The organism is Curtobacterium pomorum (assembly GCF_044497295.1).
GTDB lineage: Bacteria > Actinomycetota > Actinomycetes > Actinomycetales > Microbacteriaceae > Curtobacterium.
Window position 1 is genome coordinate 649,191 of the sequence record NZ_CP172409.1, and the last position, 19,434, is coordinate 668,624.

The 19,434-nt window shown below is 71.9% G+C and carries 17 protein-coding genes; 7 read left to right on the plus strand and 10 right to left on the minus strand.

Annotated elements, in window-relative coordinates:
• Positions 1-92 precede the first annotated feature (92 nt).
• Complete coding sequence (locus ACGH48_RS03145; protein WP_123310266.1) at positions 93-311, minus strand: DUF3073 domain-containing protein; 219 nt, start codon at positions 309-311, stop codon at positions 93-95.
• A 158-nt stretch (positions 312-469) separates the two neighbouring features.
• Here ACGH48_RS03145 and ACGH48_RS03150 point away from each other — a divergent pair, with 158 nt between their 5' ends.
• Positions 470-1,597 carry an NAD(P)-binding domain-containing protein gene (locus tag ACGH48_RS03150; RefSeq protein ID WP_396290158.1) on the plus strand — a complete coding sequence of 376 codons (1,128 nt, stop codon included), beginning with the start codon at positions 470-472 and terminating at the stop codon, positions 1,595-1,597.
• 253 nt (positions 1,598-1,850) lie between these two features.
• On the opposite strand, the gene ACGH48_RS03155 is transcribed toward ACGH48_RS03150, so the two are convergent.
• The 4 genes from ACGH48_RS03155 to ACGH48_RS03170 form a co-directional block, all read right to left on the minus strand.
• Positions 1,851-2,291 carry a DoxX family protein gene (locus ACGH48_RS03155; protein ID WP_123310262.1) on the minus strand — a complete coding sequence of 147 codons (441 nt, stop codon included), beginning with the start codon at positions 2,289-2,291 and terminating at the stop codon, positions 1,851-1,853.
• A gap of 109 nt (positions 2,292-2,400) precedes the next feature.
• Positions 2,401-2,646 (minus strand): DUF3072 domain-containing protein, encoded by a 246-nt coding sequence (locus ACGH48_RS03160; RefSeq protein ID WP_123310260.1) that lies wholly within the window; start codon positions 2,644-2,646, stop codon positions 2,401-2,403.
• Between the two features lie 53 nt (positions 2,647-2,699).
• A complete protein-coding gene (locus tag ACGH48_RS03165; RefSeq protein WP_396290159.1) occupies positions 2,700-3,455 on the minus strand; it encodes a hypothetical protein in 756 nt (251 codons plus the stop codon).
• Positions 3,456-3,466: 11 nt separating this feature from the next.
• A complete protein-coding gene (locus ACGH48_RS03170) occupies positions 3,467-5,704 on the minus strand; it encodes an APC family permease (RefSeq protein WP_396290160.1) in 2,238 nt (745 codons plus the stop codon).
• 130 nt (positions 5,705-5,834) lie between these two features.
• Between ACGH48_RS03170 and ACGH48_RS03175 the strand changes: the two genes are divergently transcribed.
• A complete protein-coding gene (locus ACGH48_RS03175) occupies positions 5,835-6,254 on the plus strand; it encodes a MerR family transcriptional regulator (protein ID WP_396290161.1) in 420 nt (139 codons plus the stop codon).
• A 128-nt stretch (positions 6,255-6,382) separates the two neighbouring features.
• Here ACGH48_RS03175 and ACGH48_RS03180 read toward each other — a convergent pair whose 3' ends face one another.
• The 3 genes from ACGH48_RS03180 to ACGH48_RS03190 are packed head-to-tail and all read right to left on the minus strand — an operon-like array spanning position 6,383 to position 8,631.
• Positions 6,383-6,964 carry a PadR family transcriptional regulator gene (locus tag ACGH48_RS03180; RefSeq protein ID WP_396290162.1) on the minus strand — a complete coding sequence of 194 codons (582 nt, stop codon included), beginning with the start codon at positions 6,962-6,964 and terminating at the stop codon, positions 6,383-6,385.
• The gene (locus tag ACGH48_RS03185; RefSeq protein WP_396290163.1) at positions 6,961-7,935 is read right to left on the minus strand and encodes a DUF4097 family beta strand repeat-containing protein; all 975 of its coding nucleotides are present in this window, start codon (positions 7,933-7,935) and stop codon (positions 6,961-6,963) included. The genes ACGH48_RS03180 and ACGH48_RS03185 overlap by 4 nt, the downstream gene beginning before the upstream one ends.
• 45 nt (positions 7,936-7,980) lie before the next feature.
• Entirely contained in the window at positions 7,981-8,631 is a 651-nt protein-coding gene (locus ACGH48_RS03190; protein WP_396290164.1) for a YitT family protein, read from the minus strand.
• 61 nt (positions 8,632-8,692) lie between these two features.
• Here ACGH48_RS03190 and ACGH48_RS03195 point away from each other — a divergent pair, with 61 nt between their 5' ends.
• From ACGH48_RS03195 to ACGH48_RS03205, 3 genes are all read left to right on the plus strand, one after another.
• Positions 8,693-10,144, plus strand: coding sequence for a PLP-dependent aminotransferase family protein (locus ACGH48_RS03195; RefSeq protein ID WP_396290165.1), 1,452 nt, complete (start codon positions 8,693-8,695; stop codon positions 10,142-10,144).
• Positions 10,145-10,236: 92 nt separating this feature from the next.
• Complete coding sequence (locus ACGH48_RS03200) at positions 10,237-10,920, plus strand: DUF6518 family protein (RefSeq protein WP_340197906.1); 684 nt, start codon at positions 10,237-10,239, stop codon at positions 10,918-10,920.
• A 52-nt stretch (positions 10,921-10,972) separates the two neighbouring features.
• Positions 10,973-14,323 (plus strand): efflux RND transporter permease subunit, encoded by a 3,351-nt coding sequence (locus tag ACGH48_RS03205; protein ID WP_396290166.1) that lies wholly within the window; start codon positions 10,973-10,975, stop codon positions 14,321-14,323.
• A 12-nt stretch (positions 14,324-14,335) separates the two neighbouring features.
• Here ACGH48_RS03205 and ACGH48_RS03210 read toward each other — a convergent pair whose 3' ends face one another.
• Together ACGH48_RS03210 and ACGH48_RS03215 are read right to left on the minus strand one after the other, a co-directional pair.
• Positions 14,336-14,674 carry a hypothetical protein gene (locus ACGH48_RS03210; RefSeq protein WP_396290167.1) on the minus strand — a complete coding sequence of 113 codons (339 nt, stop codon included), beginning with the start codon at positions 14,672-14,674 and terminating at the stop codon, positions 14,336-14,338.
• 275 nt (positions 14,675-14,949) lie between these two features.
• Positions 14,950-15,960 (minus strand): alpha/beta hydrolase, encoded by a 1,011-nt coding sequence (locus ACGH48_RS03215; protein ID WP_396290168.1) that lies wholly within the window; start codon positions 15,958-15,960, stop codon positions 14,950-14,952.
• 124 nt (positions 15,961-16,084) lie between these two features.
• Here ACGH48_RS03215 and ACGH48_RS03220 point away from each other — a divergent pair, with 124 nt between their 5' ends.
• On the plus strand, positions 16,085-16,939 hold the full coding sequence (locus ACGH48_RS03220; RefSeq protein WP_340197904.1) for a PPK2 family polyphosphate kinase: 855 nt from the start codon (positions 16,085-16,087) through the stop codon (positions 16,937-16,939).
• Positions 16,940-17,207: 268 nt separating this feature from the next.
• Positions 17,208-19,319 carry a DEAD/DEAH box helicase gene (locus ACGH48_RS03225; protein WP_396290169.1) on the plus strand — a complete coding sequence of 704 codons (2,112 nt, stop codon included), beginning with the start codon at positions 17,208-17,210 and terminating at the stop codon, positions 19,317-19,319.
• Positions 19,320-19,434: the final 115 nt, after the last annotated feature.

Genomic DNA, 19,434 nt, shown 5'->3' on the forward strand with positions numbered 1-19,434 from the left:
GCGAGGTCCGGCTGGCGACCTCGGCTCCCGGCTGTCCGGGCACGCAGAAACGCCGCGCTGCCCGAGGGCGCGCGGCGTGACGGCGATGCAGGTCAGGCGGACTTGTTCTGGTCCGCTTCGGTCTCGAACTCGTCCGCGTCGTCTGCCGCCTCGGGACCGTACTGGTCCGCCCAGCGGTCGACGAGATCGTCATCGGAGTGTTGTCCGGCGGAGAGCTCCTGCTCGAGTGCACCGTAGTTCGTCTGCGGGCTGAAGTACTTCAGCTCGCGGGCAACCTTGGTGTGCTTCGCCTTTTGACGGCCGCGCCCCATGCGTGACCCCCTCGTTCGGCTCTGGTCCGGTCCTGGCGAATGACGGAAGATCACTCGGGGAACCAGACGGTTCGTGGTTTGAAATCTGCCGATCACTCTACCATGTACCTCGATCTGGACGTCGCCGCGACGGCTCCGCGCACAGGAGAATCGAAGTGATGACCGAACCCCTCGAGAACGCAGTCGACCAGCACGCCCGTGTGGTCGTGATCGGTGCGGGGCAGGCCGGACTGTCCGTGGGATACCACCTGCGCCGCCTGGGGCTCGTGCCGGGCACCGACCTGGTGCTGCTCGACCGCGCACCGAGCACGGGTGGTGCCTGGCAGTTCCGGTGGGAGGCCCTGCGGCTCGGCGCGGCGCACCGCGTGCACGACCTGCCCGGGATGCGGGCCATGGGTCTGCAGTTCGACGACGCCGATCGGTCACGACCCGCCCGGGACGTCGTGGGGGAGTACTACCGGCGGTTCGAGCAGCACTACGACCTGCGGGTCCGACGTCCGGTCTCGGTCTCGTCGGTCTCCCGCCTGGACGGCGACACGGCAGCTGGCGCGCTCTGCGTCACGACGCGGTCCGCCGACGGCACGGAGACCCGGATCCGCGCCGACGTCGTGGTGAACGCGTCGGGGACCTGGGGCACGCCGTTCGTGCCGTGGTACCCGGGCCGCGGCGTGTTCCGCGGACGACAACTCGACACCACCGACTACCGGAGCGCCGCGGAGTTCGCGCGGCAGGACGTCGTCGTGGTCGGCGGCGGGACGAGTGCGATCGGCTTCCTGCTCGAGCTCGACGGTGTCGCCCGGTCCACCCACTGGTTCACGCGGCGGCCGATGGTGTGGGCGGACACCGCGTCGCTCGACCTCGAGTCCGCGGTCGCGGCCGTCGACGAGCAGGACCGGGCCGCCCGTGCCGGCGAGGTGCTGCCGAGCATCGTCAGCGGCACCGGCGTCCCGGTCTCGCGGCGGATCCGGGCGGGCATCGACCGCGGGGTCCTGCGCGACCAGCCGATGTTCACCCGGATGGACGAGACCGGCGTGGTCACGGCCGACGGCACGCACGTGCACGCCGACGCGGTGCTCTGGGCGACCGGGTTCCGAGCCGACCTGCGGCACCTCGCGCCGTTGCACCTGCGGACCGCGGCCGGCGGGGTCGTCGTGGCGGACGGGCGCTCGGTCGACGAGCCGCGGCTGTTCCTGGCGGGCTACGGGCCGCAGGCGTCGACGATCGGTGCGAACCGGGCCGGACGGCTCATCGCACGCCAGGTGATGGACGTGCTCGCCAGCACATGAGCCTGACGCCCTCGCACGGTGCGAGGTGCGTCGGGCGGTGCGGGGTCGGCGGACCGCGCACGGTGCGAGGTTCGTCGGGCGGTGCGGGGTCGGCGGACCGCGCACGGTGCGAGGTTCGTCGGGCGGTGCGGGGTTGCCAGCTCGGTGCGAGGCTCCGTCGGCGCACCGAGCGGTCAACCTCGCACGGGCCCACGAAGCGGGCACCGTGCGCAGCGCGACGGGGCGGCCGCAGGCAGCACCGCCGCGGCACCGGTCAGGCGGGGAGGGGCTCCTGCACGCCACGACGCCGGCGGGACGCGAGCAGGAACACGGCGTCGAGCGAGAACCGCCCGGGTCCGGTCAGTGCCACGACGAGCGACCCGACCGCCAGGACGAGCACGTACTCGAAGCCGCCGTCCTGCGAGTAGAAGCCGGATGACGCGTGCGCGAGCAACCCCGCGACGACCATGTCGACGGCGAGCAGGACACCCACGACGCGGGTCGCGACGCCGAGCACGAGCAGCACGCCGCCGACGAGTTCGAGACCGGCCACCAGGGGCGCGGCGACGTCGGCGAGCGGGACGCCCATGCCGGAGAAGCCCTGGGCGACGTTCGGGATGCCCTGGGCGAACTTCTGCGCGCCGTGGGCGATGAACACCACCCCGAGGACGATGCGGAGCGCGGTCAGGCCGATGGAGGTCGATGTCGTTCGCATGGCCACGAAGGTATCCGGTGACACGTCATCGAAGCCCCTCGTCCGGGGGTCTGCCCGGATATGACCAGAACATGCCCAGGCTGAGGTCCGCCGAAGGGCGGACCCCCACTCAGGAACCCGACGAGTCCGTGCCGCGTCCGGTCTGCTGCTGCAGGCGGTCGATGTGCTCCGAGGCCTCGGCCTTCGTGAGGTCGGCGGAGAGCTCCTCGCCGGCTTCGCGGGCCAGGGTGTCGAGGTAGCTGCGCTGCGGTCCGGTCATCGGCTCGTCACCGGTGACCCACTGCTCGGGGTCCTTGCTCGCGTCGGTCGACGGGTCCGGTCGGGCGCCGCCGAGGGTCTCTTCTGCATCACTCATGCCGGGGACGCTACGCCGCACCCCCGACGTACCGCGCAGCCGCCTGTCCCCCGTCAGGCCGGGGTGGCCGTGTAGCGCACCAGGTCCGGGCCGACCGCACTCGTGGCGATCGGCACCGCGCGCCCGTCGCGCCGGACCCAGATCGTCGCGGCCTGCTCGTCGATCCGCTCGACCTCGTGCAGCGAACCGTCGAGCAGCACCGTCGCGGACACCACGACCCGGCCGCTGGACGGCCGCGGGGGCAGCCCGGGGACGTCGTCGTCGTACGCCGCGTACTCGCCGGGCTGCAGGAACGGGGACACCGGAGCGGTCACGACCTCGAAGCCCTCGTCGACCTCGGAGACCGCCACGAGCCGCACCGCCTGGTCCGTCGGCAGCGGGACGTCGACGACCCAGGGCGCGTCGGAACCGGCCAGTGCGCGGAAGGCGGGCCGACCGTCGGGGGCGAGCCGTGCCTCCAGGCCGTCGATCCGGACCCGTCCGCGACCGCGCGAATCGGCGTACAGGCCGGGCTCGATGCCGGACTGCCGCGCCTCGAGGCGCGTGATGACCACGCGGTCCGGGCGGTACCAGTCGCGCAGCGTCGACGGGTCCACCCAGCCGACGCTGGGGACGCCGCGCGCCAGCGCTGCCGACTCGTCGGCAGCGCGCTCGTCGAGCGCACCCAGGGGGTGTTCGCCGCGCACCGCGACGAGTCCTTCGTGGGGGCTGCCCGCGGCGGGCTCGTGGTCCAGCACCTCGACGCGCTTCGACACCTTGCCGCCGTGGCCGTCGAACGTGGCGAACGTCCGCAGGTCCGTGATCGTCATGACGTCAGATGCTACGACTCGTCGCCCCGGCGCGGCGAGGTCGGCACGAGCGCGTGCAGCTCACCCGTGCAGAGCGCGGGGTCGACGCCCTCGGCGGGACCCGCCGGACGAGTGGCTCGACGCGGCTGCGGACCGTTCCGCGGCTGCAGGCTGTTCCGCTGCGCCGACCGGGCCAGGCGGTCGTCGGCCGAGCCGTCGACCGGTGCCGCGGCCGAGCCCGCTCCGGACCGGCGGAGCGGTGGGCGCACCGGTTCGCCACGACGCTCCTGGCCGGGCAGCGGACGCGACCGACGGCCGTAGAGCAGTTCCGACGAGTCGAGCAGCCACGGCACGAGCGCGACAGTGACGCCGTGCACGAGCAGGAGCTTCTTGCGGATGCGACGGCCGCGGTGGTTGTGGAGCAGGCCCTCCCACCAGTGCCCGACGATGAAGATCGGGGTGTAGACCGTCACGACCTCGGAGCCGTGCTCGAGCCGGTGCGCCTTGATGTACTTGATGAGCGGCATCGAGATGTCGCGGTACGGACTCGGCACGATGGTCAGCGGCATCCGGATGCCGTACTCGGTCCACTGGTCGCGCAGGTGCTGGGCGTCGGCGTCGTCGATCGCCACGTGGACCGCCTCGCAGCTGGCGTGCTCGGCCGCGATCGCGTAGTCGATGGCCTTCAGCACGGGCTTCTGCAGCTTGTTCACCAGCACGACCGCGTGGTCGCCGGTCGCGCCGAACTCGGTCTCGACGTCGGCCTCGATCTCGTGCGAGACGTCGCGGTAGTACCGGTTCACCCCGAGCATGAGCACGTACAGGATCGGCATGATCAGGAAGACGAGCCAGGCACCGTGCGTGAACTTGGTGATCGTGACGATGACCAGGACGACCAGGGTGAAGGTGGCGCCGATCGCGTTGATCGTCCGCGAGCGCAGCACCTGTGCACGGTTGACGGACGGGTCGCCGGTGCCGGTCCGGTCCGCTCGCAGCAGGCGCGTCCAGTGCACGACCATGCCCGTCTGACCGAGCGTGAACGAGACGAAGACGCCGATGATGTACAGCTGGATGAGGCTCGTGACGTTCGCCCGGTAGACCACGAGCAGCGCTGCGGCGACGAGCGCCAGCACGATGACGCCGTTCGAGTAGATGAGCCGGTCGCCGCGGGTGGACAGGGCCTTCGGGGCGTACGAGTCGCGGGCCAGGATCGAGCCGAGCAGCGGGAAGCCGTTGAAGGCCGTGTTCGCGGCCAGGAGCAGGACCGCGGCCGTCGTCGCCTGGATGACGAAGAACAGCACCGAGTTGTCGCCGAACGTCGCCGCCGCGATCTGGGCGATGAGGGACCGCTGCGGCGTGGAGGCGCAGTCGGCGAACCCCTGCAGGTCGCAGGCGCGTTCGGCGTAGTGCACGCGGGACACGAGCGCGAGGGTGATGAGACCGATGAACAGGACGATCGCGATGCCGCCCATCGCCACCAGGGTCGCCTGCGCGTTCTTGATCTTCGGGCGCCGGAAGGCCTGCACGCCGTTCGCGATGGCCTCGACGCCCGTGAGCGCCGAGCAGCCGGACGCGAACGCGCGCAGGAGCAGCAGGATGAACGCCGCCTGGGTGGTGTGCTCCACGTTGTCGACGGTGTAGCCGGCGGACTCGGCGACGGGGGCGTGCCCGGTGGCGACCCGGACCAGGCCGGTGACGACCATCACGAAGACGGACGCCACGAACAGGTAGGTGGGGACGGCGAAGGCCTTGCTCGACTCCCGCACGCCGCGCAGGTTCGTGGCGGCGAGGAGCACCACGAACACGAGCGCGAGTTCGACGCGGACGTCGTTCAGCATCGGCAGCGCCGAGATGATGTTGTCCACGCCGGACGCCACCGACACCGCGACCGTCATCACGTAGTCGACGAGCAGTGCACTCGCGACGACCAGGCCGGCCTTCTCGCCGAGGTTCCGGTGCGCCACCTCGTAGTCGCCACCACCCGACGGGTACGCCTTGATGAGCTGCCGGTACGACGCGACGACCACGACGAGCAGCAGCACGACGAGCGCGGCCACCCACGGTGCGAACGTCAGGAACGACATGCCGCCGAGCAGCAGGATCATCAGGAGTTCCTGCGGTGCGTACGCGACGGAGGACAGCGGGTCACTCGCGAAGATCGGCAGGGCCAGGTGCTTCGGGAGGAGCTGTCCTTCGAGCTTCTCGGAGGGGAGGGGATCCCCGATCAGTCGCGCTTTCAGCGACCGGACCTCGTTCGTCACGAGCGGCAAACCTACTCAGTTCCGGGCGGGAGTCAACACGGGTGTCTGAGCAGTCATTCCCGGTCGGGCGCGCGTCGCCCGCTCCGACTCCGGGCGGCCCCTTGCGGCTGACGCCGCGTCAACCTCTACGGTGAGGTGCATGAGGGATCCGTCAGACAACGCCGCCGCAGCTGCGAAAGCGCCCCACGGCATCGCCGACGTTGCGCGATCCGCCGGGGTGTCGAGTCGCACGCTCCGCCACTACGACGCCATCGGACTGCTGCCGGCCACCGCCGTCGGCGACGGCGGACTCCGCCGCTACGACGACCGGGCACTCGTCCGGCTGCAGCGCATCCTGCTGCTGCGCGGCACGGGCCTCGGTCTGTCCGAGATCGGCCGGCGGCTCGAGACCGAGCCGGACGACGCGTCGGCGCTCGCCGCGCACGTCGTCGGCCTCGAGCGCGAGCGGGACCGGCTCGCCCGGCAGCTGGCAGCCGTCCGCACCACCATCGCCCGCATCGAGCACGGTGAGCGTCTGGCGGTGGTGGACGTGTTGGACGGGTTCGCCCCCGTGCCGTGACGGAACCAGGTTCCGGTCACGACACCACGGATCGGCGTGGTGCCGTGTCCGGAACCTGGTTCCGAGGGCGGGTGGTGCGACGGGGGGCCGGGAGGCGCGGGGCGCGACCGCCTGGCGGGCTCGGGCCGTCAGAGCGACTTGCGCAGGGCCTCCAGGCCGTCCCGCAGACGCGTCACGGTGTCCGCGCGGAGCGTGCCGCGGGTCGCGCGCCGACGCAGGTCCGCGCGGACCTGCTGCCGGAACGACGACAGCGCCATCTCGAGGTCGCGCAGGGCACGGGCGCTCTCGGACGGGACCGAGACGGGGTCCTCGTGGGCGCCGGTACCGGGGCTCTCCGCCGAGGCGGCGAGGTCGGCACGGAGCGAACGCATCGCCTCGCCGACCGAGGCGCGGACGCCGTCGGCCAGGGACTTCACCGAGTCGGCGACGCCGGACTCGACCGCGGTGATCTCGTCGGCACGCGCCGCGAGTTCGGTGCGACCGGCCTCGGTGATCGCGTAGACGGTCTTGCGGCCGTCGGCGGTCTTCGAGACCAGGCCCTCTTCTTCGAGCTTCGCGAGGCGCGGGTACACGGTGCCGGCGCTCGGCACGTAGGTGCCGCCGAACCGGTCGCCGAGGGCCTGGATGAGCTCGTAGCCGTGCATCGGGTGGTCCGCCAGCAGCACGAGCAGGTACAGGCGGAGGTGGCCGTGGGCGAAGACGGGACTCATGCGGGCACCTCGCCGTCGTTGGTCGGTGTGGTGTCGGCGGCGGGAGCAGTACCGGAAACCCCGCCGGGCACCTCGCCGTCGTTGCTCGGGGCGGCCGGGGTGGTCGGAGCAGTCGGCGGAGCCGGGGTGGTCGGCGCGGTCGGGGTCGTCGGGGCCGCGGTCGGTTCCGCTGCCGCCGGCGGGGCGTGCAGGACCGCGATGTCGCCGGACACCGAGTTCACCCGCAGGTCGAGCCACTGGCCGGCCAGCTCGCCGCCCTGCTTGACGTAGGAGCCGCGCACACCGCGGATCTCGGAGTCGTCGAACTGCAGCTTGCCCGACGCCGTGCTGACGGTGCACTGGTAGGCGACGCCGTCCTCGAGCCGGACGCTCACGCCGCCGGAGACCGTGTTGACGCGCGCCGACTCCGGCACGCCGTGCAGGTCGAGCACGACGTCGGCCGACACACCGTCCGCCTGGAACCGCGGGATCTCACCCGTGGCCACGACGTCACCCGAGACCGTGTGGACCGTCAGGGCGCCGTCGAGCTCGCGGATGGTCGTCGCGCCGGAGACGGCGTTGACCGTGACGTCGCCGGCGACACCGTCGACGACGAGGTCGCCGGACACCGTGTTGAGCATCGCGCCGCGGTTCGTGCCGGAGAGCAGGGCGCCCGCCGAGACGACGCCCAGGGTGACCGAGGCGTCGCGGGGGACCAGGATGCTGACGTCCGCGAGTGCCTTGCCGCGGAACGACTTGAGGAACCCGATGGGGTCGTCCCACCGGATCTGCGGGTGGTCGACGGTGAGCGTGTCGCCGTCGACCTCGATCTTCAGCTGCTTGCCGGACACGCTGTGGACCTCGACCCGTGCGGTGGGTTCGTCGTGTGCGACGACGTCCACCTGACCACCGACGAGTCCGACACGGAGCGTGCGGACGATGCCGGTGTCGATGACCTTGGGCTCGTCGACGAGCCACTTCTCCTGCGCCATGGTGCTTCCTCCAACTCGCGATGTATCGCGTCTGTGGAAGTCACGTTATATCGCGACTCGCGACTCCGCAAGGGGTTCGCGGACGACCCGCCGCTCGGGGCTCCACGGGAACCGCCGGAAGAACGGCATGAGCGGCTGCACCATCGGGCCGATCGCGAAGGCAGCGATGACGGTGCCGGCCCCGACGTTCCCGCCGAGGATCCACCCGACGATGACGACCGACACCTCCACCAGGGTGCGCGCGAGCCAGAGCGGCCAGCCGAGGCGCTCGTGCAGCCCGACCATCAGGCCGTCGCGGGCCCCGGTGCCGAACCCCGCCCCGATGTAGAACGCCGTCGCGATCGCGAGCAGCACCAGGCCCCCGGCGAACAAGGCGATCCGGGCGAGCAGGCCGGAGGGCCCCGGCACGAGCCAGAGCACCAGGTCGGCGCTCGGTCCGATCGCCAGGGCGTTCAGCAGGGTGCCGATGCCCGGCTTCTGCCGCAGGGGGATCCAGAGCAGCAGGATCACGCCGCTCGACACGACGGTGATGACACCGAACGACCACGGCACCACGTTCTCGAAGCCCTGCGTCAGGACGGTCCACGACGAGACGCCGACGACCGCTCGGACCTGCAGCGCGGTGGAGGCGCCGTAGAGGAACAGGCCGACGAAGAGCTGGACGAAGCGGAACGTGAGGGCGGTGCTGCGGGGCATGGGTTTATCATCCGCTCGGATTGGACTGCTGGTCGAGAGCCAATCGCGCTACCGTGGACCCATGACCCCCGTGCTGTTGAGTGCCCGTTCTGCTGCCCTGCTGCTCACCGACTGGCGTGACGGCACCGATGCACCGGCCTACGAGGCACTGTCCGACGCCGTCCGGGTGCTCGTCATCGACGGCCGGGTCGCGCAGGGGGTGCGGCTCCCGGCGGAGCGCGGGCTCGCCGCCGCCCTCGGCGTCTCCCGCACGACCGTGGCGAACGCGTACGCCCGGCTGCGGTCCGACGGGTTCGTCGTGTCCGTCCGCGGCTCCGGCAGCGTGGTCCACCTGCCGGCGTCGCTCATCGGTCGCCCGGACCCGGAACGGCTCGGCGGCGTGGTCGACGACGAACTGCTGGACCTGCGCAAGGCCGCGTTGCACTCGGCTCCCGGGGTTGCCGAAGCGGTCGAGCGGGCGGTGCGGCACGTGCCAGCGGCGCTCGCCGGCATCGGGTACGACACCGTGGGCGACCCTGGGCTCAGAGCCGCGATCGCCGACCGGTACACCGCGCGCGGGCTGCCGACCGACCCGTCCCAGGTGATCGTGACGATCGGCGCGCAGCACGCCATCGCCCTGCTCGCCCGGGTGCTCGTCCGCCGCGGTGACGCCGTGCTCGTCGAGTCGCCGACCTACCCGCACGCGCACGAGGCGTTCCGCGAGGCCGGCGGACGACTCGTCGGCGTCCCGGTCGACGCGCGGACCGGGTGGGACGCCGCCGCGCTCGAGACGACGTTGCGCCGGACCGCCCCGGCCGTCGCCTACGTCATGCCCGAGCTGCACAACCCGACCGGTGCGACCATGACCGCGTCGACCCGCCAGCTCCTGCTGTCGGTCGCGGCGTCGGTCGGCACGACGGTGATCGCCGACGAGACGATGGGCGAGCTCCGCATCGAGGGCTCGCCGTCGCTGCCGTTGGCAGCGGCGGACCCGTCGGGGGCGTCGGTAGTGATGATCGGGTCGGCCGACAAGGTCTTCTGGGGCGGCCTGCGGATCGGGTGGATCCGCGCTGCACCGGCGCTCCTGCAGCGGCTGCTCGCCGCCCGCCCGACGGGCGACCTCGGCACGCCCGTGCTCGACCAGTTGGTCGCGCGGGAGCTGGTCCCACGGACGGCGGCCGTCCTGGAGGCGCGGCGCGAGTCCCTCAGACAGGGTCGCGACGACGTCGTGGGCGCGCTCAGGGCACGGCTCCCGGAGTGGGACGTCCCGTCGCCGGCGGGCGGGTTGACGACGTGGGTGGGCCTCGGGCGGCCGGTGTCGAGTGCGCTCGTGCTCGCCGCGCGGTCCGAGGGCGTGGTGCTGGCCTCGGGCGGGGTGTTCGGCCCCGACGGTGGGTTCGAACGGTTCCTGCGGGTGCCGTTCACGATGGCGCCGGCGGACCGCGGGCGTCTGGTGGACGTGCTCGAACGGGCGTGGGCGCGGGTGGGCGGGGAGTCGACCGGGGTGCGGGGCTCGCTCGCCGCGGTGGTCTGACGCCGGCACGTCATCCTCTGGGGTGAAGATGCACCCGCCATGTCGCTCCCCGGGGTGATGTGGCCCGGGACGGCTGCGGCGATGCTGATGCCATGAACGCGACCCTGTCCGCCGGTGCTCCGGCCGCTGCTGCGTCTCCGACGTCGTCCTCGTCGGCACCCTGCCCCGCGGTACCCGCCGTGGTGCGCGTCACGATGGCCCTGAGCGGTGCGCTGCTCGCCGGCGTCCTCACCTCGTTCGGGCAGGCCGTGCCGGCACTGTCGTCCGTCGCGAACTCGGCCGGCCCCTGGTTCCTCGTCGCCGTGGCGCTCTGCATCGGCGCCGGGGTCCGTGCCGGCCGGTTCGCCCTGCCGCTCGCGATGGCCCTCGGCGTCGTGTTGCTCGAACTCATGCACGTCGGGTACTGGGCCACGACGAACCTGCGCGGGTACCCCGACTCCCTCTCGTTGACGAACCCGTGGGTCCTGCTCGGCATCCCCGCCGGGCTGCTCGCCGGCGCGGTCGCGGTGTCCGTCCGGTCCCGTGACGCCCGCTGGCGTGCCGGCGCGTTCGGGGTCACCGCCGCGATCCTGATCGGCGAGGGGGTCCGCGCGCTGCTGCAGGTGGTGGCCACGACCGGACCGGTCACCTGGGTGGTCGAGATCGTCGTCGGTGTCCTGCTCCTGGCCGTCGGGGTGGGCACCGCACGCTCGTCCGTCGGCCGTGTGGTCGGACTGGGCACGGGAGTCGTCGGCACCGTCGGCGTGCTCGGGGCGTACCTGCTGCTGGGCGGCTGATCCGACGGCCTGATGCGGGCGCGCACGGGCTGCGGCTGCGAGGATCGATGACGTGCACCTCCTCTCGGTCTTCAGCCTCCGCAACCGGGCCCTCATCGCGCTCGTCACCGTCGTCGTCGCGATCTTCGGCGGCATCGCGCTGTCGAACCTCAAGCAGGAGCTGATCCCGAGCGTCGAGTTCCCGCAGGTCGCGATCGTCAGCGCGTACCCCGGTGCCACGCCCGAGGTCGTGTCGAACGACGTCTCGACGAAGATCGAGCAGGCGATCCAGGTCGTGCCGGACCTCGAGTCCACCAGCGCGACCTCGTCCACCGGACAGAGCGTGGTGTCGGCGTCGTTCCAGTACGGATCGAACCTGGCCAGCGCCGAGGACAAGATCCAGACCGCGGTCAACGCGCTGTCGCTGCCCGACTCGGTGCAGACGCAGATCGTCACCGGGTCCTTCGACGACCTGCCGGTGCTGCAGGTCGCGGTCTCGGCGTCCGGCAACCAGGAGCAGCTCGTCGACCGGCTGCAGGCCTCGGCGATCCCCGACCTCGAGAAGCTCGACGGCGTGCGGCAGGCGGACGTCTTCGGCAACCCGGGCCGTCGCGTCGTCATCACGCCCGACCAGGACGAGCTCGCCGCCCGGGGACTCACCCAGACGGCGATCTCGGACGCGCTCGACGACAACGGCACCCTGATCCCCGGCGGCACGATCACCGAGGACGGCTCGACGCTGTCCGTGCAGACGGGCGAGCGAATCGCCTCGCTCAAGGACATCCGCGCCCTGCCGCTGACGAGCTCGTCGAGTTCGTCGAGCTCGTCGGGTTCGGACGGGTCCGGGTCGGGCGCCGCTGGCGCCGACGGGACCGCATCGTCCGGTGACGGCACGGCTGCGGGTGCCACCGGTACGGGTGCGACCGCTGCTGCTCCCACCGGCGACGCTGCGACGGACACGTCCACGACCGCGGCCACGCCGACCGACACCACGCTGGGCGACGTCGCGAAGGTCGCCATCACCGAGTCGCCGCGCACCTCCATCAGCCGCGTGGACGGGCAGCAGGCGCTGACGATCTCGATCACGAAGACGCAGGAAGCGAACACCGTCGACGTCTCGAACACCGTGCGCGACGCCCTGCCCGGCATCGAGGACAAGATCGAGGGCAACCCCAGCTTCACCGTCGTCTTCGACCAGGCCCCCTACATCCAGCAGTCCATCGACTCCCTGGCCGAAGAGGGCCTGCTCGGACTCGCCTTCGCGGTGATCGTCATCCTGGTGTTCCTGCTGTCGTGGCGCTCCACGCTCGTCACCGCGATCTCCATCCCGACGTCGGTGCTGCTCGCCGCGATCGGCATGCGCGCCGCCGGGTACACGCTCAACATCATCACGCTGGCGGCCCTCACGATCGCGATCGGCCGCGTGGTCGACGACTCCATCGTCGTCATCGAGAACATCAAGCGGCACATGCAGCCGGGCGTCGACCGCGGCCAGGCCGTGCGGGACGCCGTGCGCGAGGTCGCCGGTGCGGTCACGGCCTCGACCCTGACCACCGTCGCGGTGTTCCTGCCGGTGGCCTTCGTCGCCGAACTCGTGGGGGAGTTGTTCCGGCCGTTCGCCGTGACGGTCACCCTGGCGCTCGTCGCGTCGCTGTTCGTCTCGCTCACCATCGTCCCGGTGCTGGCGTACTGGTGGCTGCGCCCGCCGAAGGCCAAGCCGGGCGACGCGACGACGGCAGCGGAAGCGCACACGGACGCGGAAGCGGCACCGTCGGCGATCGATGCCGAGCGCGAGCACGAGGGCGTCCGCTCGGAGGGTGCGCTCGCCTCCGCGGCGGATCTGCACGACGCCGGCCGGGTGGACCGTCTGCGCCGCGTCTACCTGCCGGTGCTCCGGTGGGTCGTCCGGAAGCCGGTCGTCGTCATCCTCCTCGCCGTGATCGTGCTCGGCGGAACGGTCGCCACGCTGCCGTTCGTCACCACGAACTACCTCGGCGACTCGGGGCAGAACACGTTCACGGTCACGCAGGACCTGAAGGCGGGTTCGAGCCTCGCCGTCCAGTCCGAGTCCGCACGCAAGGTCGAGCGGGCACTGCAGGACGTCGACGGCGTCGAGACCGTGCAGACCACCATCGGCACGAGCGGCCAGTCGATCCAGGCGGCGTTCGGCGGGGGTGGCAGCGCCTCGGTGCAGTACGCCGTGACGACCGACGCCGAGGCCGACCAGCCGACGATCCAGGCCGACGCCCGGAAGTCGATCGGGGCGATCGAGGACGTCGGCGAGGTCACCATCGCGTCCTCCGGCGGCGGGTTCGGTGGCAGCAGCGACATCGAGGTGGACGTCACCGCGCCGACCCAGTCGCAGCTCGAGACGGCGTCGCGCCAGGTGCTGAAGACCATGCAGTCGGTCCCGGACACCACGGGCGCCACGAGCAACCTGTCCGCCGCGGAACCGTTCCTCGCCGTCCGGGTCGACCGGCAGAAGGCCGCGTCGCTGGGCCTCACCGAGACCCAGGTGGGTGGCCTCGTCGCCGCCGCCGTCTCACCGCGGGACACCGGCAGCATCGAGATCGACGACGCGACGCTCGACGTCTACATCGCCGACCCCGAGCCGCCGACGACCATCGCCGCACTCCGTGCCCTCGACGTCCCGACGAGCACCGGCACCGTCCCGCTGTCCGACGTCGCCACGGTCGAGGAGTCCGAGGGGCCGACCACCGTCACCACGACGAACGCGGCCCGCACCGCCACGATCACCGTGACGCCCGACGCCACCAACCTCGGTGCCGCCGTGCAGTCCGTCACGACCGCCGTCGACGAGCTCGACCTGCCGAAGGGTGCGACCGCCTCCATCGGTGGCGTCGCCGCCAGTCAGTCGTCGGCGTTCTCGCAGCTCGGGCTCGCGGTGCTGGTCGCCGTGCTGATCGTCTACGTGATCATGGTCGCGACGTTCCGGAGCCTGCTCCAGCCGCTGCTGCTGCTCGTGTCGGTGCCGTTCGCGGCGACGGGCGCGATCCTGCTGCAGATCGCGTCCGGCGTCCCGATCGGCGTCGCGTCGCTGATCGGTCTGCTCATGCTCGTCGGCATCGTCGTGACGAACGCGATCGTGCTCATCGACCTCGTCAACCAGTACCGACGGCGCGGGTTGCGGGTGCGCGAGGCGTTGATCGAGGGCGCTACGCGACGCCTCCGTCCGATCCTGATGACGGCGATGGCGACGATCTTCGCGCTGCTGCCGATGGCGATCGGCCTGACCGGCAAGTCCGGGTTCATCTCGCAGCCGCTGGCACTGGTCGTGATCGGCGGCCTGGTGTCCTCGACACTGCTGACGCTCGTGGTGCTGCCGGCGCTGTACTTCGTGGTCGAGCGAGCCCGGGAGCGGCGGGCCGACCGGCGTGCGGCCGCGGCGGCCGCGGCGGACTAGCGGCGGTCCGGGCTAGCGGCGGTACTCGGCGTCGACGGCCGCGATGGCGGCGGTCGTGAGCGGCACGGGGAGCGTGGCCGGCACGACGGGCGCAGTGGCCCGGTGGTCAGCACGCTCCTCGCGCTCGACGGCCCGGAACCACGACACGAGCACGCAGGTGAGCGTGACCAGGAAGACGACCCCGGCGCCCTGCGCGAACACGGCCATCTGCCCGGTCGCGGCCGCGTACCCGCCGAAGGCCATGGTGGCGGCGAACGACAGCCCGAGCAGCAACTCCGCAGAGGTCTGCAGCGCGGAACGGTCCCAACGGGTCGCAGCGGCGCGGGCAGGGCGGGTCGAGGTGTCGGTCACCCCCGAAGTCTGCGGCGTGGCGCCGATCGGCAGTAGTCCCGACTCCGGGTGCCACCCACCCGGGGCACGCGGCGGTGTGCGTTGCAGCGAGCGCACCGGCGCCCCCTCCCGCCCGTGTCCCCGCGCTCGTTCCCGTTCCCGCGAAAGCGACACTTCCCCGCCGAACACCGGCGGCACAGAGACGCTTTCGCGGCACGGACGGCCGCTCGTCGGCGAGAAGTGTCACTTCAGCGGCACACAGCCATCCCGCGGTCGTACCTCCACCGGCCCGCGCGTCAGCCCAGCTGGGTCCGCAGGAACGTCGCCACGCGTCGGCTCATCGCCTCGTCGAGCTGGGCGATCGAGTGCGCCGTGCCCTCGACCTGCACGAACGTCACCGGCACGTCGTTCGACCGGAGCGTGGCCGCGAACTCCTGCGACTCCCACAGCGGGATGAACTCGTCCGTCGAGTGCCCGATGAAGAACGGTGCCGTGTCCGAGGTCACGTGGTACTCCGGCGACGCACGGGTGGCCGCCGGACACTTCGCGTAGGTCCGGCAGCCGAGGTAGAGCAGCTGCTTCCGCTGGAAGGACGCCGACACCCCGTCGGCCCGGGTCGAGCGTGACGTCAGGTTCGTGGGGCCGCTCAGGTCGACGACCGCACGGATCCGGTCGCCCTCGGCGTACGCGGCGGACTCGTGGTCGGTCACCGCGAGCATCGCCGCGAGGTTGCCGCCGGCGCTGCCGCCGAACACGCCCACGCGCTGGGAGTCGACGTCGTAGGTCTCGAGCGTCGCGGGACGGAACACGTAGTCGAGCGCGCGGCGCACGTCGTCGAGCCCGGCCGGGAACGGATCGGTGGGGGCGAGCCGGTAGTCCACGTTGAACGTCACGAAGCCCTCGGACGCCAGGTACTTGCACACCGACCGGTACGCCGCGGTCGCCTTGTCGCCGTGCGACCAGCTGCCACCGTGGATCATCAGCACCGCGGGCCGACCGGTGCTGGCTGCGGCCTCGGCAGGGTCGGCCGTCGGGGTGGCGGACGGCGTCGCCGTCGGGGTCGCGGTCGTCTCCGGGGCGCTGTCGGCCGGCAGGCAGACGTCGAGTCGCTGCAACGGGGCCGTGCCGTACGGCACGTCGGCGACCACGTCGATGCCGTGGTACTCCAGCGACAGCGGGTAGATGACGCTGTCCGCGGTGACCGTCGCGTTCTCGTCGCCGACGGGGTCCGTGCTGCAGGACGCGACCGCGCCGAGCGCCACGACCGCGGCGACGAGCGCGAGCACTGTGCGGCGGCCGGACTTCATCGGTTCCACGGTAGCCGCACCCGGAGCCGCCCACGTCACCCCAGCGGAGGAACCCAGCGGAGGACCCACGACAGTGCCAGGATGAGAGCAGGGGGCATCCGCCGCCCGGACCGCAGGAGGACCCGTGAGCCGTCGCAAGGCCTGGAACGCCGATCCCGAACCACTGCTCCGCGTCGAACCGGGCTTCCGCCTGGACCAGGTCGACCCGGACGCGACGCCGGGCTTCCCCGGCCGCAAGATCGACGGGCTCGAAGCGCTCGCCGCGGGGGCCTCCCGTCTCGCCGCCCTGCAGGAGCGGCTGTACGCGGCGTCGACCGCCGGCGACCAGCGCCGGGTGCTGCTGGTCCTGCAGGCGATGGACACCGCCGGCAAGGGCGGCATCGTCTCGCACGTCGTCGGTGCGGTCGACCCGAACGGCGTGCGCTACGCGGGCTTCAAGGCCCCGACGGCCGAGGAGCGCGAGCACGACTTCCTCTGGCGCATCGAGCGGCAGCTCCCGAGCGCCGGGCAGCTCGGCGTGTTCGACCGCTCGCACTACGAGGACGTCCTCATCCAGCGCATCCGGGCGTTCGCGGCGCCGGACGAGATCGAGCGACGCTACGGCGCGATCACCGAGTTCGAGGACGGTCTCACCGCCGAGGGCACCACGATCGTCAAGGTGATGCTGCACATCTCGAAGGACGAACAGCGCGAACGCCTCGGCGAGCGACTCGACCGGCCCGACAAGCACTGGAAGTTCAACCCGGCCGACATCGACGAGCGCCTGCTGTGGGATCGCTACCAGGACGCCTACCAGATCGTGTTCGACCGGACCTCGACCCCGCAGGCGCCCTGGTACGTCGTGCCGGCGAACCGCAAGTGGTACGCCCGCCTGGCGGTGCAGCAGCTCCTGCTCCGGGCCCTCGAGGACATGCAGCTCTCGTGGCCGAAGGCGGACTTCGACGTGGCCGAGCAACGACAGCGGCTCGCCGAGTCCTGACCGACGGGCAGGCCGGGAGGCCCGGGCCGGGTCCGTCTCGCGGCCGTCCGTCGACGACGGGGCTGGCATCAGAGCGCGGGGTCGCGTAGACTCGCTCGGTCGGCCTTCGACGCCGTGACATCGTGATCACGGGCTTTTTGTTGGGTGTGTGTTGCTCGAGGGCTGGAATCACGTCGAATCGCGACGGGATGAACCCCCTCTCCGCAAGCAGCCCCCGCCGATGTCGCTGTCGGGCGCTGCGGTTCGTTGCGCACCCGAGAAAGCAGACATGGCCCCGTACAACAAGGGCGCGGACAACCGCGCCTCCGACCGTCCCCGCCACCCGAACGGTACCCCCGCCGCACGCAGCAGCAAGCACCGCGGGTTCCGCGCCGCCGAGCCGACTGCGCCGCGCCAGAAGCAGCGCTGGGACGCCGAGGAGCGTCGCGGCCGCTCGGCGCAGGGCGAGCGCCCCGCGCGCCCGAACTGGGAGCCCCGTGACAGCGGCGGCCAGCGCCGCCCGGAGCGCGACGACCGCGGCGGTCGCGGCTTCAACCGTGACGACCGTGCTCCCCGTCGCTTCGATCGCGACGACCGTGCGCCCCGTCGTGACAACGACGACCGCCCCCGTCGTTTCGACCGCGATGACCGTGCGCCCCGTCGCTTCGACCGCGATGACCGTGCGCCCCGTCGGGACAACGACGACCGTCCCCGTCGTTCGTTCGACCGAGACGACCGCGCTCCGCGTTCGTTCAACCGCGATGACCGTGCCCCCCGTCGTGACAACGACGACCGTCCGCGTCGTTCCTTCGACCGTGACGACCGCGGGCCCCGTCGCTTCGACCGCGACGACCGTGCACCGCGCAGCTTCAACCGCGATGACCGTACGCCCCGTCGTGACAACGACGCTCCCTACTCGCACGGCCGTCCCGACGCTTCGCAGGCTCCGCGTCGCGCCGGTACCGGCGCGCAGGGGCCCAGCCCGCGTCGCAGCTTCGACCGCGACGACCGCGCTCCGCGCAAGTTCGACCGCGATGACCGCGCTCCGCGCAAGTTCGACCGTGACGACCGCGCTCCGCGCAAGTTCGACCGTGACGACCGCACGGACCGTGCCCCGCGCCGCTCGTTCGACGAGCCCGAGCGCGGCAAGTTCGTCCCCGCCGACGACGTCAAGCTCGCGAAGCTCCAGGCCGAGTCCACCGTGGCGTCCGACGTCGAGGGCGTGACCTTCGGCGACCTCGGCATCGGCGGCAACATCTCCCGCGCCCTGCAGGAGCTCGGTGCGAGCAGCCCGTTCCCGATCCAGGCGGCGACGATCCCCGACGTGATCGCCGGCAAGGACGTCCTCGGCCGTGGCCGCACGGGCTCCGGCAAGACCATCGCGTTCGGCGCCCCGCTCGTCGAGAAGCTCATGGAGCACGGCGGCGGCACGAAGCGCAAGATGGGCCGCGCTCCGCGTGCGCTCATCCTCGCGCCGACCCGTGAGCTCGCCCTGCAGATCGACCGCACGGTGCAGCCGATCGCCCGTTCGGTCGGGCTGTTCACGACGCAGATCTACGGCGGTGTCCCGTACGGCCGTCAGGAGGGCGCGCTCGAGCGCGGCGTCGACATCATCGTCGGCACCCCCGGTCGTGTGCAGGACCTCATGAACAAGGGGAAGCTCGACCTCAGCGAGGTCGTCATCTCCGTGCTCGACGAGGCCGACCACATGTGTGACCTCGGGTTCCTCGAGCCGGTGCAGGAGATCCTCTCCGCCACCGCCGAGGTCACCCCGCAGGGCAACCGTGCGCAGAAGCTGCTGTTCAGCGCGACGCTCGACACCCAGGTCGCGGCGCTCGTCGAGCAGTTCCTGCACGAGCCGAGCGTGCACGAGGTCGCGGGTGAGGACCAGGCGTCCTCGACCATCGACCACCGTGTCCTCGTGGTCGAGCAGCGCGAGAAGGACCGTGTCCTCGAGGAGCTCGTCGCCGGTGACGGCAAGACGATCGTCTTCGCCCGGACCCGCGCCTACGCCGAGCGTCTCGCCGACCAGTTCGAGGACGCCGGCATCCGTGCCACGTCGCTCCACGGCGACCTGAACCAGTCGCGCCGCACCCGCAACCTGCAGCTCCTGACGAGTGGCCGGGTGAACGTGCTCGTCGCCACCGACGTCGCCGCCCGTGGCATCCACGTCGACGACGTGTCGCTCGTCGTGCAGGCCGACGCCCCGGACGACTACAAGGCGTACATGCACCGTTCCGGCCGCACGGGTCGTGCGGGCAAGGAGGGCACCGTCGTGACGATCGTCCCGCGTGGCCGCATCCGCAAGATCGAGGGCATCCTCGAGCGTGCCGAGATCGCGGCGGACCTGGTGCAGGCCGCCCCCGGTGACGGCATCGTCAGCGAGCTCGCCGCGCGCTAGTAGCGACCCCGAGACGGACGGGAGGCCCGGTACCAGCTGGTACCGGGCCTCCCGTCCGTCACATGGTGAGCAGCAATGGTCGGGTCCCGGAGTCGGACCCGACCATTTCTGCTCA

Bases quoted from the DNA above. Each gene is read 5' to 3' on its own strand.
- ACGH48_RS03145 (WP_123310266.1), bottom strand. From the start codon at position 311: ATGGGGCGCGGCCGTCAAAAGGCGAAGCACACCAAGGTTGCCCGCGAG.
- ACGH48_RS03150 (WP_396290158.1), top strand. From the start codon at position 470: ATGACCGAACCCCTCGAGAACGCAGTCGACCAGCACGCCCGTGTGGTC.
- ACGH48_RS03155 (WP_123310262.1), bottom strand. From the start codon at position 2,291: ATGCGAACGACATCGACCTCCATCGGCCTGACCGCGCTCCGCATCGTC.
- ACGH48_RS03160 (WP_123310260.1), bottom strand. From the start codon at position 2,646: ATGAGTGATGCAGAAGAGACCCTCGGCGGCGCCCGACCGGACCCGTCG.
- ACGH48_RS03165 (WP_396290159.1), bottom strand. From the start codon at position 3,455: ATGACGATCACGGACCTGCGGACGTTCGCCACGTTCGACGGCCACGGC.
- ACGH48_RS03175 (WP_396290161.1), top strand. From the start codon at position 5,835: ATGAGGGATCCGTCAGACAACGCCGCCGCAGCTGCGAAAGCGCCCCAC.
- ACGH48_RS03180 (WP_396290162.1), bottom strand. From the start codon at position 6,964: ATGAGTCCCGTCTTCGCCCACGGCCACCTCCGCCTGTACCTGCTCGTG.
- ACGH48_RS03185 (WP_396290163.1), bottom strand. From the start codon at position 7,935: ATGGCGCAGGAGAAGTGGCTCGTCGACGAGCCCAAGGTCATCGACACC.
- ACGH48_RS03190 (WP_396290164.1), bottom strand. From the start codon at position 8,631: ATGCCCCGCAGCACCGCCCTCACGTTCCGCTTCGTCCAGCTCTTCGTC.
- ACGH48_RS03195 (WP_396290165.1), top strand. From the start codon at position 8,693: ATGACCCCCGTGCTGTTGAGTGCCCGTTCTGCTGCCCTGCTGCTCACC.
- ACGH48_RS03200 (WP_340197906.1), top strand. From the start codon at position 10,237: ATGAACGCGACCCTGTCCGCCGGTGCTCCGGCCGCTGCTGCGTCTCCG.
- ACGH48_RS03215 (WP_396290168.1), bottom strand. From the start codon at position 15,960: ATGAAGTCCGGCCGCCGCACAGTGCTCGCGCTCGTCGCCGCGGTCGTG.
- ACGH48_RS03225 (WP_396290169.1), top strand. From the start codon at position 17,208: ATGGCCCCGTACAACAAGGGCGCGGACAACCGCGCCTCCGACCGTCCC.